The 19,330-nt window shown below is 35.9% G+C and carries 15 protein-coding genes; 13 read left to right on the forward strand and 2 right to left on the reverse strand.

Translation table 11 applies throughout. The annotated features are described in order from the left end of the window. Positions 1-49: 49 nt before the first annotated feature. The 8 genes from FLAVO9AF_RS10100 to FLAVO9AF_RS10135 all read left to right on the forward strand — a co-directional run bounded on the left by FLAVO9AF_RS10100 (position 50) and on the right by FLAVO9AF_RS10135 (position 12,263). A complete protein-coding gene (locus tag FLAVO9AF_RS10100; RefSeq protein ID WP_159687922.1) occupies positions 50-1,075 on the forward strand; it encodes a LacI family DNA-binding transcriptional regulator in 1,026 nt (341 codons plus the stop codon). Between the two features lie 533 nt (positions 1,076-1,608). Then, the gene (locus FLAVO9AF_RS10105) at positions 1,609-2,946 is read left to right on the forward strand and encodes an MFS transporter (protein WP_159687925.1); all 1,338 of its coding nucleotides are present in this window, start codon (positions 1,609-1,611) and stop codon (positions 2,944-2,946) included. A 12-nt stretch (positions 2,947-2,958) separates the two neighbouring features. Beyond that, entirely contained in the window at positions 2,959-3,618 is a 660-nt protein-coding gene (gene pgmB / locus FLAVO9AF_RS10110; RefSeq protein ID WP_159687928.1) for a beta-phosphoglucomutase, read from the forward strand. A gap of 60 nt (positions 3,619-3,678) precedes the next feature. Next, on the forward strand, positions 3,679-5,970 hold the full coding sequence (locus FLAVO9AF_RS10115; protein ID WP_159687931.1) for a glycoside hydrolase family 65 protein: 2,292 nt from the start codon (positions 3,679-3,681) through the stop codon (positions 5,968-5,970). Positions 5,971-6,035: 65 nt separating this feature from the next. Beyond that, positions 6,036-8,399: a TIM-barrel domain-containing protein gene (locus FLAVO9AF_RS10120; RefSeq protein ID WP_159687934.1), complete on the forward strand. Its 2,364-nt coding sequence runs from the start codon at positions 6,036-6,038 to the stop codon at positions 8,397-8,399. Positions 8,400-8,402: 3 nt separating this feature from the next. Then, positions 8,403-10,067, forward strand: a complete 1,665-nt coding sequence (locus FLAVO9AF_RS10125) for an alpha-amylase family glycosyl hydrolase (RefSeq protein ID WP_159687937.1) — start codon at positions 8,403-8,405, stop codon at positions 10,065-10,067. Positions 10,068-10,317: 250 nt separating this feature from the next. Then, complete coding sequence (locus FLAVO9AF_RS10130; protein WP_159687940.1) at positions 10,318-11,061, forward strand: glycerophosphodiester phosphodiesterase family protein; 744 nt, start codon at positions 10,318-10,320, stop codon at positions 11,059-11,061. Continuing rightward, positions 11,058-12,263 carry an NAD(P)/FAD-dependent oxidoreductase gene (locus FLAVO9AF_RS10135; RefSeq protein WP_370516458.1) on the forward strand — a complete coding sequence of 402 codons (1,206 nt, stop codon included), beginning with the start codon at positions 11,058-11,060 and terminating at the stop codon, positions 12,261-12,263. Before FLAVO9AF_RS10130 ends, FLAVO9AF_RS10135 begins: the two co-directional genes overlap by 4 nt. Before the next feature lie 20 nt (positions 12,264-12,283). Here the strand turns inward: FLAVO9AF_RS10135 and FLAVO9AF_RS10140 are convergent, their stop codons facing one another. Next, on the reverse strand, positions 12,284-13,942 hold the full coding sequence (locus FLAVO9AF_RS10140; RefSeq protein WP_159687945.1) for a S41 family peptidase: 1,659 nt from the start codon (positions 13,940-13,942) through the stop codon (positions 12,284-12,286). A 54-nt stretch (positions 13,943-13,996) separates the two neighbouring features. Further along, a complete protein-coding gene (locus tag FLAVO9AF_RS10145; protein ID WP_159687948.1) occupies positions 13,997-14,473 on the reverse strand; it encodes a TspO/MBR family protein in 477 nt (158 codons plus the stop codon). A 110-nt stretch (positions 14,474-14,583) separates the two neighbouring features. On the opposite strand from FLAVO9AF_RS10145, the gene FLAVO9AF_RS10150 reads away from it, so the two are divergent. The 5 genes from FLAVO9AF_RS10150 to FLAVO9AF_RS10170 all read left to right on the forward strand — a co-directional run bounded on the left by FLAVO9AF_RS10150 (position 14,584) and on the right by FLAVO9AF_RS10170 (position 19,227). Further along, positions 14,584-15,708, forward strand: coding sequence for a diphosphomevalonate/mevalonate 3,5-bisphosphate decarboxylase family protein (locus tag FLAVO9AF_RS10150; RefSeq protein WP_159687952.1), 1,125 nt, complete (start codon positions 14,584-14,586; stop codon positions 15,706-15,708). A 40-nt stretch (positions 15,709-15,748) separates the two neighbouring features. Further along, a complete protein-coding gene (locus FLAVO9AF_RS10155) occupies positions 15,749-16,687 on the forward strand; it encodes a mevalonate kinase (protein WP_159687955.1) in 939 nt (312 codons plus the stop codon). 24 nt (positions 16,688-16,711) lie between these two features. Continuing rightward, complete coding sequence (locus FLAVO9AF_RS10160) at positions 16,712-17,665, forward strand: geranylgeranylglycerol-phosphate geranylgeranyltransferase (protein WP_159687959.1); 954 nt, start codon at positions 16,712-16,714, stop codon at positions 17,663-17,665. Positions 17,666-17,906: 241 nt separating this feature from the next. Continuing rightward, positions 17,907-18,809, forward strand: coding sequence for a pseudouridine synthase (locus tag FLAVO9AF_RS10165; RefSeq protein ID WP_159687962.1), 903 nt, complete (start codon positions 17,907-17,909; stop codon positions 18,807-18,809). A gap of 55 nt (positions 18,810-18,864) precedes the next feature. Next, a complete protein-coding gene (locus FLAVO9AF_RS10170; protein WP_159687967.1) occupies positions 18,865-19,227 on the forward strand; it encodes a nuclear transport factor 2 family protein in 363 nt (120 codons plus the stop codon). Positions 19,228-19,330 lie beyond the last annotated feature (103 nt).

Raw genomic sequence — 19,330 nt, forward strand, 5'->3', positions numbered from 1 at the left:
AAAAAAATATCGCAACAAATACGATACTCTTTTTTTACAAATAACTAAAATGAAGAAAAAAGTAACATTAAAGCAAATTGCCAAGGAACTAGATGTCTCCATTTCAACTGTTTCAAAATCACTACGTAACAGCTTAGAGATTGGCGAAGAAACACGCCTTAAAGTGCAAGCTTTTGCCAAGTTCTATAATTACAAACCCAACAACATAGCCCTTAGCTTAAAAAACAGAAGAACCAAAACAATTGGCATCATTATTCCAGAAATTGTACATTATTTCTTTTCTACTGTCATTAATGGTATTGAACAAGTGGCCAACGAAAAAGGATATAGTGTAATTATTTGTTTATCGGATGACTCGTTTGATAAAGAAGTAATGAATATGGAACTTTTGGCACATGGAAGCACAGATGGCTTCATTATGTCTTTATCTAAAGAAACCCAATACAAAAAAGACTTTCACCACATTACCGAAGTAATTGATCAAGGAATGCCTGTCGTAATGTTTGACAGAATAACTGATGAAGTGCACTGTGACAAAGTAATCATTGACGACAAAAAAGCGGCCTACGAAGCAGTGGAATACCTAATTAATCAAGGAAGAAAAAAAATTGCACTAGTAACCACAGTAGATTATGTAAGTGTAGGTAAACTACGAACCGATGGCTACATCAAAGCTTTACAAGACAACAACATTGCTTTTGATGAAAACCTTATCATCAAAATCGAAGATGTAGACACCTGCGAAATTACTATTAGCAAATTATTAGCTGACAAAGTAATTGATGCGGTATTTGCCGTTAATGAACTTTTTGCTGTTACTATCCTAAAAACAGCTCACAAAATGAATTTGAATGTACCCAAAGACCTTGCAATAATTGCATTTACTGATGGTATCATATCAAAATATTCCACTCCAACCATAACTACTGTAAGTCAAAGTGGTATTAAAATGGGCAAAAAGGCAGCAGAAATTCTTATTGAAAGATTAGAATCTGAAGAAGATGATAACGATGAAGAAATCTACAAAACTGAAATCATTGAGACCCATTTAATCGAAAGAGAATCCACTGATTAAATTGATGATTTATCAACAAAAAACGTTGGAGTACTAATTATTTACTTGAGAAGTAAACCCTCAAGTAAATAATTCTCTATATTTACACAAGTCAAAACTTTTTTTTTACTTCGAAAATCAAGCAAAGTTTTGTTATTTTCTACTTACGCAAACTTTTTGTTTTTTTTATAACAAAATGTTCGCTGTACTTTCCATAATCAACCAAACCTTGCTTATACAAGCAAAACAAATTTATTTTTTTTGTAACTTTCACGATTCTAACAAATTAAGAAAGAACATCTACTTAAATGAGTTTATAGAATATTCATTTGATATATGTATTAATTCTAATGGCAACTCTTAATTTTTAACAGCGCTATAATCTGTAAAAAATAGATTTTTAGCTTTTATTGAAAATTAAGCAATCCATTAAAAATGAAATGCAATAGCAAAAATTCTTTCTCATCATCTAGATTTATAACTGGAATATTTTTGTACAACACAGCATTAGACATCAACAAACATAAGTGTTTGTAATATTTAAACTTTATAATATGGATCATATAGAAAAACCAAAATTAAGTTTTTGGCAAATTTGGAATCTAAGTTTTGGATTTTTAGGAGTACAAATTGGTTATTCACTACAAAACGGAAATACCAGCAGAATTCTAGAAGCTTTAGGAGCAGATGTCCACAGTATTGGATACTTTTGGTTAGCAGCACCTCTTGCGGGATTAATTGTACAACCTATTATTGGCCTTTCAAGTGATAAAACTTGGACAAGACTTGGACGAAGAATCCCATTTATATTTTTTGGAGCAATAGTATCGGCACTTGCTATGTTTTTTATGCCTAATGCTGAGTATTTTGCCTATTTATTACCACCGTTATTTTTTGGCGGATTAATGTTGTTGTTAATGGACACTTCCTTTAATGTGACCATGCAACCCTTTAGAGCTTTAGTTGGAGATATGGTCAATGATGATCAACGCAACTTAGGCTACTCACTACAAAGTGCTTTAATTAATTTTGGAGCCGTTTTTGGATCATTACTACCATGGATTTTGACTAAATCTGGTATTGCAAATGTTCCTGCACCTGGAGAAAAGGTAGCAGATTCAGTAATTTGGTCTTTTTATATTGGAGGTGCAATCTTATTATTAAGTGTACTATGGACCGTATTCAAAACAAAGGAATACGCACCAAAAGAACATGCACTTTACAACAAAATTGATTTAGACGCTGATGTTAAAAAAGAAAAAACAAGCATCATTAAATTAATAACTACTGCTCCAAAAATCTTTTGGCAACTTGGATTCGTACAATTCTTTTCTTGGTTTGCCTTGTTTTTAATGTGGGTATATACCACAAGAGCCATTGCTAATCAAGTTTGGGGACCAGATGCACTAGATGCTAAATCGATAGGATTTAATGAAGCTGGAGATTGGACAGGAGTTTTATTTGCTTTTTACAGCGCAGTTGCCGCTATTTATTCGCTACTTATTCCATCTATTGCAAAATCTATTGGTCGTAAAAAAACCTATTCTTTCTCATTATTGATGGGTGGTTTAGGATTAATATCAATGTTTTTAATAGAAGATAAAAATCTCTTACTCTTATCTATGATTGGTGTAGGATTTGCTTGGGCAGCTATTTTAGCTATGCCTTACGCAATGTTGTCCGGTTCGTTACCTGCTGACAAAATGGGAGTTTACATGGGCTTATTCAATGCCACTATTACCTTGCCACAGATTGCCGCTGGATTATTAGGAAGTACTTTAATCGCTCTTTTCGGCGGTTTCCCAATGGCTATAATCGTTATTGCTGGTGCTTCAATGTTGATTGCTGGTTTGGGTGTTATTTTCATCAAAGAAAAAACAACTAACCAATAAAATTATTTTAAAATGAAAAAGAAAAAAGGATTTATTTTCGATTTAGATGGTGTTATTGTAGACACTGCAAAATACCATTATTTGGCTTGGAAGAAAATTGCAGACAGCCTAAATATCGAATTTACGCATGAACACAATGAACTATTAAAAGGAGTTAGCCGTGTACGTTCATTAGACATTATTCTAGAACTTGGAAGTGTTGAAGCTTCTCAAGAACAAAAAGACCAATGGTTAGTTCAAAAAAATGAGGAATACTTGTCCTATCTTGTAGATATGGATCAAAGTGAAATTCTTCCGGGAGTTGTACCTGTCTTAGACTATTTAAAAGCAAATGAACAACTTATCGCGCTAGGTTCTGCAAGTAAAAACGCTAGACCTATCTTAGAAAAAACAGGCATTCTATCTTACTTTGATGCCATAGTTGATGGTAATGATGTTTCGAACGCAAAACCAGATCCAGAAGTGTTTTTGATTGCAGCGCAACAATTAAATACTTCACCTAATGACGCTATTGTTTTTGAAGATTCTGTTGCTGGAATTCAGGCTGCAAATATTGCCAATATGACTAGTGTCGGAATCGGTGATGCTACTGTTCTACATGAAGCACAACATAATTTCAAAGATTTCACCTTCATTGGTACTTCATTTTTGAATGAATTGATCGAAAAATAAAAAATCCCTTTGACTTTTGAAAAGTCTAGTAATTATAGAAATTAAAATAAATTAAAGAAAATGAACCAAGATTATATAAAACCAGACAATTGGTCCATCATTGAAGAAGAATTTGATGTAGAAAGAGTTAAGTCGTCGGAAAGTCTTTTCAGTATAGGAAATGGCGCCATGGGACAAAGAGCCAATTTTGAGGAAAGCTATTCTGGCCCAACTTTTCAAGGAAGCTACATAGCAGGTATATACTATCCAGACAAAACAAAAGTAGGATGGTGGAAAAATGGGTATCCAAAATATTTTGCAAAAGTATTGAATGCACCCAATTGGATTGGAATTGACATTGAAGTTAATGGTGAAAATTTCGATTTGTTTACTTGTACTCAAGTAAAAAATTTCAAAAGAGAATTGAACATGAAAGAAGGTTGGTACAACCGTTCTTTTGAAGCAACTTTAGCTAATGGTACTGAAATTGCAGTAAATGTTCGCCGTTTTTTGAGTATTACTCTAGACGAAGTTGGATTTATTAATTATGAAATTACACCGTTAAACAAAGACGCTAAAATTGTTTACAAACCCTATATAGACGCAGGAATTACTAACGAAGACACCAACTGGGAAGAAAAATTCTGGGAGCCTTTGGAAGTAAAAAAAGCAGCAAATGAAGCTTTTATTACTGCACAAACCTTCAAGACACATTTTAAAGTAACAACTTTTATGCAAAACACCGTTTTAATTAATGGTGTAGCATCTCACATTTCTCCAACTTCAATAGAATCTGGCACTGATAAAGTACAATATACTTATGAGACTATTGTAGCTAAAGGTACTGTATCATCTATTCAAAAAATAGGAGGATATGCTGTTTCCTTAAATCATAAAAACACACAATCTGCTGCTGAAAAAATCATTCACGAAGCATTAGCAAAAGGATATGATACTTTATTAGAAGAACAAAAAGACGCTTGGGCAAAAATCTGGGAGATGTCAGATATTACCATTGCAGGAGATGTAAAAGCACAACAAGGGATTCGTTTCAATATTTTCCAACTGAATCAAACCTACTTAGGTAAAGATTCTCGACTAAATATTGGTCCAAAAGGATTTACCGGAGAAAAATATGGTGGATCAACGTATTGGGATACTGAAGCGTATTGTATTCCGTTTTACATGGCAACCAAAGACCAAGAAGTTGCGCGTAACTTATTGACGTATCGTTACAACCAATTGGACAAAGCCATTGAAAATGCTAAAGACAATTTAGGATTCAAAAACGGTGCTGCCTTGTATCCAATGGTTACAATGAATGGTGAAGAATGCCATAACGAATGGGAAATTACACATGAAGAAATTCACCGTAATGGAGCTATCGCTTTTGCTATATTTAATTATTACAGATATACTGGAGATTATTCTTATATCCCAGAAAAAGGATTAGAAGTATTAATTGGTATCGCACGTTTTTGGCACCAAAGAGCCTCTTTTTCTAAAGACAAAAACCAATTCGTTATTCTAGGAGTAACTGGACCTAACGAATACGAGAACAACATCAATAATAACTTCTACACCAATTATATTGCTAAATGGTGTATTGATTATACCTACGAACAAATTCAAAAAGTAGCCACTGAGTACCCATCAGACCACAAACGTGTGATTGAGAAAGTAGCCCTTTCGGATGCTGAATTGCAAGATTGGAAAAAAGTTGCTGGCAATATGTATTTCCCAAAATCAGAAGAATTAGGTATCTACTTGCAGCAAGATGGCTTCTTAGACAAAGATTTGGTTCCTGTAAAAGACCTAGACAAATCACAACGACCAATTAATCAAAAATGGTCATGGGATAGAGTATTACGTTCGCCATACATCAAACAAGCGGACGTACTTCAAGGATTCTATTTCTTCGAAGATCATTTTACTACCGAAGAGTTAAGAAAGAATTTTGAATTCTACGAATCATTTACCGTTCACGAAAGTTCGCTTTCGCCATGTGTTCACTCTATCCAAGCGGCTAAATTGGACAAAATGGATATGGCTTACACTTTCTACCTAAGAACTTCACGTCTTGATTTAGATGACTACAACAAAGAAGTAGAAGAAGGATGTCACATTACCTCAATGGCAGGAACATGGATGAGTATTGTTGAAGGTTTTGGTGGAATGCGTGTCAAAGAAGATACTTTACACTTTGCTCCTAAGATTCCAAAAGAATGGGAAGGGTATTCGTTTAAAATCAACTTTAGACACCAAATACTTAAAATGGAAGTGACTCATAATGAAACCAAGTTTTCATTAGAAGGAGACAAAGCATTGACCGTATTTGTCAACGGAAAAGAAGTAGTGGTTCAACCCAACTAATTCAATTCACCTAATAATAATAACCCTTTCAAAGTCCGCTTTGAAAGGGTTTAAAATTTAAAAAAATGAGAAAAATAATCGTATTTCTGTTATTCAGCTCACTAGCATTGGCACAAAATACTAATCGAAAGTTTGAAAGTTTTAAAAAAACCAATCAATCTCTTGAAGTTACTACTTCAGATGGTGTGTATACTTTTCAACCGTATTCAGACAAAATCATTTCCACTTCATTTGTTCCAAATGGAGAAAAAGCCAATTCCAAATCACACGCCGTAGTGGCATCACCCCAAAAGGTTAGCCTCAAAATTACCACAACTCCAACTTCCATTCAAATGGCAACTACTGGTATTGTGGTCGTTATTGAAAAATCCCCTTTTAAAATAAGCTACTTATACAAAAACAAAGAACTGATTTCGGAAAAAACAGGCTATTTCAAAAAAGAAAGCAATGAAATCCTAGATTTCAACTTAGACGCTACCGAGGTTTTATACGGAGGTGGCGCAAGAGTTCTGGGAATGAACCGTCGTGGCAATCGCCTTCAGTTATACAACAGAGCGCATTATGGATATGAAACGCGTTCTGAATTGATGAATTTCACTATGCCTTTGGTGCTTTCATCCAAAATCTATGCGGTTCATTTTGACAATGCACCAATCGGCTATTTGGATTTGGACAGCCAAAAAAACAATACTCTAGCTTACGAAACCATTTCTGGGAGAAAGACCTATCAAGTAATCGCAGGGGACAATTGGATAGATTTGATTGACAACTACACCAACTTGACAGGAAAACAACCATTACCAGCTCGTTGGACTTTGGGTAATTTTTCTAGCCGTTTTGGTTACCATACCGAAGCTGAAGTTAATAAAACCATCGACAAATACATCAAAGACGAAATTCCTGTAGACGCCATTATCCTTGATTTGTATTGGTTTGGAAAAACCGTGCAAGGAACGATGGGAAATTTAGATTGGGACAAAGACAATTTTCCTAATCCAACTAAAATGATGGACGATTTAAATAAAAAAGGCGTTAAAACAGTAGTAATAACCGAACCATTTATTTTAACGACTTCGTCAAAGTGGAAAGAAGCAACAGACAAAAAAGTCTTAGCCGTTGACAAAGATGGAAAGCCGTTTACTTATGATTTCTATTTTGGCAACACCGGAATAGTCGATATTTTTAAAACAGATGGCAAACAATGGTTTTGGAATATATACAAAACGTTAATCAACCAAGGTGTTGGTGGTTTGTGGGGCGATTTGGGTGAACCCGAAGTTTTCCCTTCTGCCGCAATTACAAGCGGTGGCTCGGCAGATGAAGTTCATAATATTTACGGACATAATTGGGCACAACTCATTGCAGAAGGGTATCAAAAAGAATTCTCTAACACTAGACCTTTTATCTTGATGCGTGCCGGATATTCAGGCTCACAACGTTTTGGTATGATGCCTTGGTCTGGTGATGTAAGCCGTTCTTGGGGTGGATTAAAACCGCAAACCGAAATTTCTTTACAAATGGGAATGCAAGGAATGGGTTATATGCATTCGGATTTAGGAGGTTTTGCAGGTGATTATTTTGACAATGAATTGTATACTAGATGGCTACAGTACGGCGTTTTTCAACCTATTTTCAGACCTCACGCGCAAGAAGACGTGGCTTCTGAACCTGTTTTTAAAGATATTGTAACCAAATCCAATGCCAAAAAACAAGTAGAATTGAGATACCAATTACTGCCTTACAATTACACTTTGGCTTTCGAGAATAACCAAAAAGGCACCCCTTTGATGCGTCCTTTATTCTTTGAAGAACCCGAAAATCAACAATTGCAAACTACATCAAACACGTATTTGTGGGGGAATGATTTCTTAGTACAACCCATAACTGATGCTGGAAAAACATCGGCTACGGTGTACTTTCCAAAAAACAACAATTGGTTCGATTTTTACAACGACAGCAAATACATAGGCGGTTCTTTTGCCGAAGTAGCTACAGCAACAGATCATATTCCTGTTTTTGTTCGTGGAGGCGCTTTTATTCCAAGAATTAAAACCATTCAAAATACCACAAAATATAGTTTAGATGCTTTTGACTTGCATTACTTTATGGATGAGAAAACACCAAACAGCGAAGGCAAGCTCTACAACGACGACGGATTAACGGCGAATGCTTTTGAAAAAGGGAATTATGAAATACTCAATTTCAAAGCCAATTCTAAAGACAAAATGACTACTATAACCGTTGCAACACAAATTGGAAAGGCTTATAGTTCAAAAGATAAAAAAGCCAATCTAGTGTTGCACAACGCTCCTACTACCACTCAAATAAAGGTAAACGGAGTCGTAACACCATTCACAAAAGAATCGAACACCATAAGTGTTTCAATTCCTGTAACCAAAGACAAATCAACCATCATTCAAATTCAATAAATAATGAAAAATAAAGCTTTAGCACTAACACTCGCCCTATCTTCCTTGTTTTGCGGATATACTAATGCACAAAAAAAGAGTTCTCCTAAAAAAGAAACTACTCCTTTTGTTTGGGAAGGTGCCAATTTGTATTTCTTAATGACGGACCGTTTTAATGACGACAACAATAAGAAAGAAATATACTTTGACCGAACCAAAACTACGGGAAAACTACGCGGTTTTGAAGGAGGAAATATTAAAGGAATCACTAAAAAAATAGAAGAAGGCTACTTTACTAAACTAGGAATCAATGCCATTTGGTTGACACCAATTGTAGAACAAATTCACGATGGTGTAGACGAAGGAACCGGTTTAAGTTATGGTTTCCACGGTTATTGGGCCAAAGATTGGACGGCTTTAGATCCAAATTTTGGTACTAAAAAAGACTTAGCAGAATTGGTTAAAAAAGCACACGCCAAAGGAATCCGAATTGTATTAGACGGTGTAATCAATCACACCGGACCCGTAACAGCCAATGATCCCGTATGGCCAAGCGAATGGGTTAGAACTTCTCCTCAATGCGATTACAAAACTTTTGAAGGAACTACCGCTTGTACGCTAGTAGCCAATCTTCCAGATGTAAAAACCGAAAGCGAAAAAGAAGTAGCCCTTCCTCCTTTCTTAATCGAAAAATGGAAAAAAGAAGGCCGTTACGAAAAAGAAATGGCTTCGTTAGATGCTTTTTTCAAAAGAACAGGCTATCCAAGAGCGCCAAAATACTACATCATCAAATGGTTGACAGATTACATCGTTGAATTTGGAATTGATGGTTACCGTGCCGATACCGTAAAACATACAGACGAAAAAGTATGGGCAGCCTTCCAAAAAGAATGCAATTATGCGTTCGGAGTTTGGAAGAAAAACAACCCGTCAAAAGTATTAGACAACAACTCCTTTTACACCATAGCCGAGGTATATAACTACGGTATTAGTGGTGGACAAGATTTTGATTTTGGAGACAAAAAAATCAATTACTTCCAAAACGGCTTCAACAATATGATCAATTTTGAGTTCAAATGGGATGCTCAAAAAGACTATGAATTCATTTTTTCTAAATACTCTTCCAAACTGAATAACGAGTTGCAAGGATATAGCGTGCTGAATTATTTATCCTCTCACGACGATGGAGGCCCGTTCGATGCCAAAAGAGAAAAAACCATCGAAAGCGGGACTAAACTTTTGCTTTCTCCTGGAATTTCGCAAGTGTATTATGGTGATGAATCTGGACGTTCCTTGGTAATCGAAGGTACACAAGGCGATGCCACTTTGCGCTCGTTTATGAACTGGAAAGCCATCAAAACCAATCCCGAAACCCAAAAAACATTGGCGCATTGGCAAAAACTAGGACAGTTCAGAAAAAACCATCCTGCAATCGGAGCTGGAGTTCACAAACAAATCTCGGCTACTCCTTATACCTTCAGTCGTTATTTTTCAAATGGAAACTTCACCGACCAAGTGGTCATTGCGTTAGATGTGAATCTTGGAGCCAAAGAAATACCTGTAGGCACAATTTTCGCAGATGGAACCCTTCTTCGCGATGCTTATTCTAATCAAGAAGTAAAAGTGACCAATGGAAAAGTAACTATCAATTCTAATTTTACTTTTGTGCTTTTAGAGGCCAAAAAATAGAAATTTCATAAGAGTTCAAACACCGCAAATTCGCAAATTGATTTCCCAAGTAGGGATTAAAATTTGTGAATTTGTGGTTTTTTTATAAAGAAAAAGAAGAAATTACGAAGAAATACTTTTGCACTTTGCGTTCCTTGCGTAAATCTTTGCGAACCTTGCGGTTAATTTTACAAAAAACATAAAACAATGATAACCTCGTATTTAACTAAGAAGTAATTCCTTTTTCCTATTTTAGACCAAAAGAAAAAAAATGAAACTTCAACCGTATCTTTGGCTTATTTTTATTGGATTAACCAGTTGTACTACTATGCACAAACCACTCAACATAGGTCATAGAGGAGCTATGGGACACGAAACCCAAAACACCGTTCCCGCGATTAAAAAAGCATTAGCGATGGGCGTCGACCGCATCGAAATTGATGTGTTTGTCATCAAAACAGGAGAAGTTATAGTATTTCACGATGATATTTTGGATAGCCTCACCAATGCAAAAGGTCCGATAGAAAACTACACCTTCGAAGCCTTGCAAAAAGTAATCGTAAAAGGCGGACATCACATTCCTACCCTAGAAGAAATCATCACCACCATCGACCGAAAAGTACCTTTGAATATCGAATTAAAAGGCAAAAATACCGCCGAAGCTACACATAAAATTGTTGCTGCTTTTGGCAAAAAAGGCTGGAAAACTTCTGATTTTATCATCTCGAGTTTCCTTTGGAACGAATTAGAAACCTATCGAAAACTCGATTCCAAAATAGCCATTGACGTCTTAACAGAAGAAAATCCGCTAGACGCACTCCCAATGGCGCATCAATTAAAGGCACAATCCATCAATCCTTGGTTCAAAACCCTTACGCCAGAAAACGTAAAACGTATTCACCAAGAAGGATTTAAAATCAATACCTACACCGTCAACGAACCTGAAGACATTAAAAAAGTAATCGCATTGGGTGTCGATGGAATTTTTTGTAATTTTCCCGAAAGATTACGATGATGTACGACTGTTTAATTGTGGGAGGTGGCGCTGCAGGTTTTTTTACTGCCATCAACATTGTAGAAAGAAATCCAAAAGCCAAAGTTGCCATTTTAGAACGTGGCGCCGAAGTGCTAGGCAAAGTGCGCATTTCGGGTGGCGGTCGTTGCAATGTGACCCACGCTTGTTTTGAACCTAACGAACTCGTAAAATTTTACCCAAGAGGCGAAAAAGAATTGCGAGGTCCTTTTCATCAATTTTGTTCTGGAGACACCATCGAGTGGTTTGAACGCCACGGTGTAGCCCTCAAAATTGAAGACGACGGCCGTATGTTTCCCGTTTCAAATTCTTCTCAAACTATCATTGATTGTTTTCTAAAAGCCACCCAACAATTGGGCATCAAAGTCCTCACGGGTCAGAGCGTACAATCTATTTTCAAAAAAGACAACTACTGGAAAATTGATACCCAAAATCAAAATTATCAAGCCGAGAAATTGATTTTAGCAACGGGAAGCAATCCAAAAATTTGGGAGATGCTACAGGAATTTGGCCACGCCATCATTCCACCTGTACCCTCTTTATTCACTTTTAACACCAAAGACCCCCGAATCAAAGAATTGCCAGGCGTTTCAGCAAAAGTAACCGTAAGAGTGAAGGACACCAAACTCGAAGCCACTGGACCACTTTTAATTACCCATTGGGGGATGAGTGGTCCCGCTATTTTGAAACTATCCGCTTGGGGTGCCCGCATTTTACACGACAAAAACTATCAATTTACACTTTTAGTGAATTGGCTCAATACCATCGATACCGAAGAAGCCATCGCGCAATTGAAAACCCTGAAACAAGAACAAGCTAAAAAAACAGTCGCCAAAAAATCACCTTTTGAACTCACCAATCGTTTGTGGGAAAGTTTGGTGCTGGCTGCTGCCATTACTTCTGAAACCAAATGGGCCGATTTGTCCAAAACCCAATTGCAAAACTTAGCACAACAACTCACCAATGGCATATTTCCGATTAATGGCAAAAGCACTTTTAAGGAAGAATTCGTTACTGCTGGTGGTATTGATTTAAAGGAAATCAACTTTAAAACTATGGAAAGTAAAATCCACCCCAACCTTTATTTTGCAGGCGAAATTGTCAACATTGACGCCATTACAGGTGGATTCAATTTTCAAAATGCTTGGACTAGTGGGTTTATTGTGGCGAATGCGGTGGGGTGAAAAACGATAAAAAAAGTTAATTATTTACCCGTTTCTATAAACTGAATCGCTCGTTCCAAGACTTCATCCTTACCATCTCGAAGACCCAAGATGGTCGGTTTTGCCACGATATCCGGAACTATCCCAATGCGTTGTGTTTCTCGCCCATCAGGATAAAATACACCCAAACCACTAAATTGTGTACTGAAACCTTCGAGTATTTCAAACCTAATTACCCCTCCATCAGCACCTGCAGTTTGACTACCAATGACAGTTGTATTGGGAGCCGCTTGCAGACACATAGCAGAATATTCACCATGGCTCTGCGTGTTCTCATTGACTAAAACAATGACTTTACCTTTATAGTAATCAGGATTTGTTTTACCACACATTTCAGTTTCTCTCCAAATAAATCGCCCTGGATACGTTACATCAGGATCGATAAATTTTGCAAATTCTTTGGGTTCAGGGTTTAAAAATTCCGCTAAGATATAATTCGTATCATGAGCCCCAAGTCGAAGATCAAAAACTATTGCTTTAGTGCTTTTTAGCTTTGCTATGATGTTATTAATGTCTTCTGGATATACTTCTCCCAAATTCACATAACCAATAGAATTGTCTAAAAGTTTCCATTGCCCAAGCAATTTATTGGTCTTTCTGAATAATTTTGCGGAGTGTCGGTAAATATACTTCTCAGCCAATTTACCTTCTCGATTGTATTCTACTTTTACTGAATCTGTATGACCATTAAAAATATGATACCAAGAATTGCTAGCCCGCAAGACATCATTACCTCCATCCAAATATCTTCTTGATTCTTTTAAAATTTCAGGTATTGTTTTTCCGCCCACTTTCGTAATGATATCTCCTACTCTGATATCACTGATTTTAGCCAAAGAATCACTAAATATTTGAGTAATTAGGACCTCATCGTCAACAACTCTAACTCTAGCAGGTATTTGCAATCTGCCAAATTTTTCTAACATCACTTTTGTACCTAGGAAAGCATGTAAATCATTTAATTTAATCACTAGCTCTCGCATTAACAAGTGATACTCAACTTCTGTACTAGCAGTATTGAACTTCGGGAGCATTTCATATAGAACATCATCCCAATTTTGGTCCATTAGGTATTTATATGGAAAAAAATATTCTACATAATTCCAATATCTGAAAAATGCCAACAACCGAAAGTTTCGGTCCTTCCAATCATAATTAGGATATTTTATTTCGTTACTAAACTCATAAGAAATAGCATCTGATTTAGGCTCTCCTTTTCGATAATAAAAATGATTTGACTGTAATCGATTCTCTAATATGAAGGTTAATTTTTTTGAAAGAGATTTTGAAAAAAAATGAGGATTGTTTAGCCAAGCAGCATTTAAGTTTTTGTCAAAATACTTAATTTCATTTGACACAACAATAGGTTCAACTTTCTTTACTTCTCCAAGTGAAGCAATCCAGTTTTCTATCACTTCAGAGAACTCCTTTTTATTTTTAGCTTTTTCTACTTGAGGTAGAATAGTAAATAATTCTTTGTCCCAATCGTACTTCCCGCTAGCCACGTTAGGATGATAATATTTCAAGAAACCCCAAACTTTGGCTGTAGTGGCTAACTTTTCGGTTTCAGTTAAAGATTGTTTAGCTTGAGTTATTTGAAGAAATAAAAAAAGAGTTAAGGAGAAGAAGATTTTTTGCATGAAGGATATTCGTCTTTAATTCACTAATTGTTCATTAAAAACAAATATACCTAATTATTTATTTAACCACCAAATACTTATATTTAATACCGTAGCAAAACTTACCCAAGCCAAATAAGGCAACAATAAATAGCCTGCAATTTTATTGATTTTAGCAAACTGGAGATAAGTTTCATAAATCATCAACCACAATAAGACAATCTCGATTCCGGCTAAAAAAGGATTATGCAATCCAAAAAACAAATACGACCACAAGGCATTTAAGGCCAATTGTATCGCAAAAAGCGTCAAAGCTTTTTTGACAATCGGTCGATTCCATTCAATTTTATCCCAAACCAAACCAGCCGCAACACCCATCATCACATACAACAAACTCCAAACGGGCGCAAAAACCCAATTCGGTGGATTAAAAGAAGGTTTTACTAAAGTCGGATACCAATCCAATATAGCCTGACGTGTAACCATTCCAGAAAAATAGCCTATTGCAAGACAAGTAACAACTACGGTAAGGATTCGAGTAATTTTATTCATTACATATTGTTTTTTAAATGGATTCAAAAATAGCCAAAAGTAACTAAAGGTTTGTCAAAAGAAATAAACCAATTACCAAAAAAAGTATCTTTGCCAAAATTTTATCTTTCATGACCAATACGAATACTTTTATACCTACTGAAGCTTATACCCAAAATATTGACAAAGGTTTTTTCGAGTGGAGTGCTCCAAGTAATATAGCCTTAGTAAAATACTGGGGAAAAAGAGACGATTTGGGACATCAAATACCAGCCAATCCATCTATAAGTTTTACACTAAATAACTGTAAAACCATTACTAGTGTAGCTTTTGAAAAGAAAGACCTTTCGAATTCAATCAACGGAACCAATCCAAGCGATTACTCTTTTGACTTGCTTTTTGAAGGACAGCCTAAAGAGGAATTTAAGCCAAAGATTCAGAAATTTTTGGAGCGAATTGCTCCATTTATGCCCTTTTCGAAAGACTATCATTTTACTATCAATACACAAAATACCTTTCCGCACAGTTCTGGAATTGCTTCATCGGCTTCGGGGATGGCGGCTTTGGCTATGAATTTCATGAGTATTGAAAAAGCATTAAACCCAGATATGAGCGAGGATTATTTTTATCAAAAAGCGTCTTTTCTAGCTCGTTTAGGTTCAGGTAGTGCTTGCAGAAGTGTGAAAGGAAATCTGGTTGTTTGGGGAGACCAAAAGAATATTGAAGGAAGCTCCAACCTTTTTGGAGTGCCTTTTTCAGGAAAAGTACATTCGGTTTTTGAGAATTATCAAGACACTATTTTGTTGGTTGACAAAGGTGAAAAGCAAGTATCGAGTACTGTGGGACATGATTTAATGCACAATCATCCTTTTGCAGCACGTCGTTTTGAACAAGCGCATGAGAATATTGACCAATTAATTCCAATATTCGAAACTGGTGATTTGGAGGCTTTCATCAAAATTGTAGAAAGCGAGGCGTTGACCTTGCACGCAATGATGATGACTTCTATGCCGTATTTTATCTTGATGAAACCAAACACGCTACAAATCATCAACGCCATTTGGAAGTACAGAAACGAAACTAAAACACCCGTTTGTTTTACCTTAGATGCAGGCGCAAATGTGCATGTTTTGTACCCTGAAAACGTAAAAGAATCTGTTTTACATTTTATTCAAAGTGAATTAGTTGGCTATTGTCAAAATGGTCAGTACCTTTGCGATGAAATAGGATTTGGCAGTCAACTAATCAAACAATAATAAAAATCCCTATATTTACCGTTAGGAAAGCAAAAAAGATATGAAAGGACCTTTATTTTACTCAAAAATATTACTTTTCGGAGAGTACGGAATCATACAAGACTCGAAAGGATTATCTATTCCTTATAACTTTTACAATGGCGCCCTTAAAAAAGAGGACAATCCTTCGCAAGAGGCTATTGCTTCTAACGGCCATTTGAAACGATTTGTAACCTATTTGGAAACCCTACAAACGGAACAACCAGATTTGGTACAATTTGACATTACTACTTTACAAAAAGATGTTAACGAAGGCATGTACTTTGATTCTAGCATTCCTCAAGGTTACGGAGTCGGCAGTAGTGGCGCTTTGGTCGCGGCTATTTATGACAAATACGCACAACATAAAATCACTGTTTTAGAAAACTTAACGCGTGAGAAATTATTAGCCTTAAAAACTATTTTCTCTCAAATGGAAAGCTTTTTCCACGGAAAAAGTTCTGGTTTAGACCCGTTGAATAGCTACTTAAGTATACCGATTTTAATTAACTCTAAAGACAATATTGAAGCCACAGGCATTCCGACTCAAAGTTTTGACGGTAAAGGCGCTGTGTTTTTGTTAGATTCTGGCATTGTAGGAGAAACAGCTCCTATGGTAAATATCTTTATGGAAAACTTGAAAGACCAAGGATTCCGCACTATGTTGAAATCACAATTTGTAAAACATACTGATGCTTGTGTAGAAAATTTCCTTGTTGGAGACATCAAAGCGTTGTTTAGCAATACAAAGAAATTATCTAAGGTCGTTTTAAATCATTTCAAGCCAATGATTCCTGAGGAATTTCACGGGGTATGGCAACAAGGAATTGACACGAATGACTACTACTTAAAACTTTGCGGTTCTGGAGGTGGCGGTTACATTCTTGGTTTTACACAAGACTTGGAACGTGCCAAAGCTGCTTTAAAAGACTACAAACTTGAAGTAGTGTACCAATTCTAAAAAAACTTTCAGACGCCATTCAAGATGCAACGAGAGCAAAAGCTATTGTTATTAAAAATCGTTAGTTTGTTCTCTGTTGTTCGAGGGTACAACATCCCTATAATTATCATTGCGCAATATTTGTCGGCTATTTTCATTATGGCTCCAGAGCAGCGTGCCTTGAATATTTTATTGGACTTTAATATTTTTATTTTAGTATTTGCTTCAGCGATTGCTATAGCCTCAGGGTACATTATCAATAATTTTTATGACAGTCAAAAAGATTTAATCAACCGTCCGAACAAATCGATGTTGGACCGATTGGTGAGTCAGAAAACGAAACTTCAGGTATATTTTACTTTGAATTTCATTGTGGCGTTGATGGCTTGGTTTATTTCTTGGCGAGCCTTACTGTTTTTTTCATTCTATATTTTTCTGATTTGGTTCTATTCCCATAAACTGAAAAAAATCGTTTTTATTGGAAATTTATCCGCGGCATTGCTGGCCGTTTGGCCTTTTTTCGCCATTCTTTTGTATTACTATCAACCCACTTCGATTGAAGAATTGGAACGCCACAAAGACCATTTTGCTGTAATCATCGCCCACGCTTCTTTTTTGTTTTTATTGATTTTGATTCGGGAATTGATTAAAGATTTGGAAAATTTGAAAGGAGATTTGGCCAATAATTATCACACTATTCCTGTTTTTTATGGAGAGAATTGGTCCAAAAGAATCAGTACGGGATTAACGGTTTTAACCTTGGTTCCTGTGTATATTTTGATTGAACTCTATGATGTGGGCTATATGGACATTTACTTTTATAGTTCATTAATTGTACTGTTATTTTTTCTGCTTTTATTGTGGCAATCCAACAACAAACCACACTACATTAGACTGCACAATATCTTGAAATTTTTGATTGTAGCGGGAGTTTTTTGTATTGTTTTGATTAACCCAAGTGTGCTTTGGCACGGTAAAAATTGGTTATTGAAGCAGTAATTTCTTTGGAACAAAACGTTCTTTATTGCAGAATTCCATAGCCCTGATGGGAACGGCATCCTTTACTGCCGGGGTTCGGCAGTAAAGATATAGTGGACAGCAGGAAATAGCTCCTAAAGCAAATCGACTTACTAAAAAACCTACTTAACTACTAATAAATTAGTTAGTTATCGTTTTCTAATTATCGAAAATCGTTTCACAAGGATATAAATAGTATCTTTGCACCAAATTAGAGATTATTATGAATAATAAGGAAGGCAACAACAAACGAGGCGGAGCAAGGCCAGCAGGTTCAAGACCCAATTCGAATAAGCCAAAACCTGCGATGCAAAAAAGGGCACAAGGACCTAAAAAAGCAAAACCTACTGCCAAAATAGAAGAGGCAAACAAAGTGGTTAAAAAACCCAATCAAGTAGCTAAAAGACTTAAAGAAAAAGACGAAATTCGTTTGAATAAATACATTTCGAACTCGGGCGTTTGTTCGAGACGTGATGCAGATATTTACATTCAATCAGGTAATGTAAAGGTAAATGGTGTTCCCGTAACCGAAATGGGATACTTAGTAAAACCAACCGATGTAGTAAACTTTGATGGAAAAGTGTTGACTCCAGAGAAGAAAGTGTACATCTTGTTGAACAAACCCAAAAACTTTACCACGGCACTTGATGAAGGTCAGGAATACCGCAATGTATTGGAATTGGTAAAAGGTTCTACTACAGCCAAAATTGCACCGATTGGTAGAATGGACAAAAACACTACCGGTTTGTTATTGTTTACCAATGACACCGATATGATTCGAAAATTCACTTTACCGAATCAGAAATCATCCAAAATCTACCAAGTTTCTTTGGACAAAAACTTGAAATTTGAAGATTTAGAAAAGATCAGCAAAGGACTAGTGATTGATGGTCACCGTGTTTTTGTTGAAGAGGTGAGTTATATTGAAAATGAAGCGAAAAGCGAAGTAGGTTTGAAATTGCGTTCTGCAAATGTAAAAGTGGTGCGTTCTATTTTTGAACAATTCAGTTATGACGTGTTACGCATCGATCGTGTTTCTTTTGCTGGCCTGACCAAGAAGAATTTGCCAAGAGGCAATTGGCGATTACTGACGGATCAAGAAATTATCAATTTGAAAAACGTTTAAAACAGACAATCCCATTACAATCTAATTGAAATGGGATTTTTTAATTATAAAATTTATGACTCCAGAAAAACTAAACTCTATAGCCTACAAATGGTTCGACTGTTTTAATAATAAAGAATTAGAAAAACTACTTTCCCTCTATGATGATGAAGCCATCCATTTTAGTCCAAAACTCAAAGTACGTCAACCTGAAACCCATGGTCTAATCTCAGGAAAAGAAGCTTTAAGAACTTGGTGGCAGGACGCTTTTGAACGATTACCAAGTTTACAGTATAAAGTAACCTCGCTTACCGCTAATGGCGATCGAGTATTTATGGAATACATTCGCATAGTAACTGATGAAAGCGACTTATTAGTAGCTGAAGTGCTAGAAGTAAAAAATGAAAAAATTATTGCCTCGAGAGTGTATCATGGGTAAGATTTACAAAAAAAGTAGCATTAAAATTATCAACTATTTTACACACTGCCAATAAAAAAGGGATGTTGAACTACTCAACATCCCTTTAATGGTTACTATAATT

It is taken from the genome of Flavobacterium sp. 9R, assembly GCF_902506345.1.
Lineage (GTDB): Bacteria > Bacteroidota > Bacteroidia > Flavobacteriales > Flavobacteriaceae > Flavobacterium.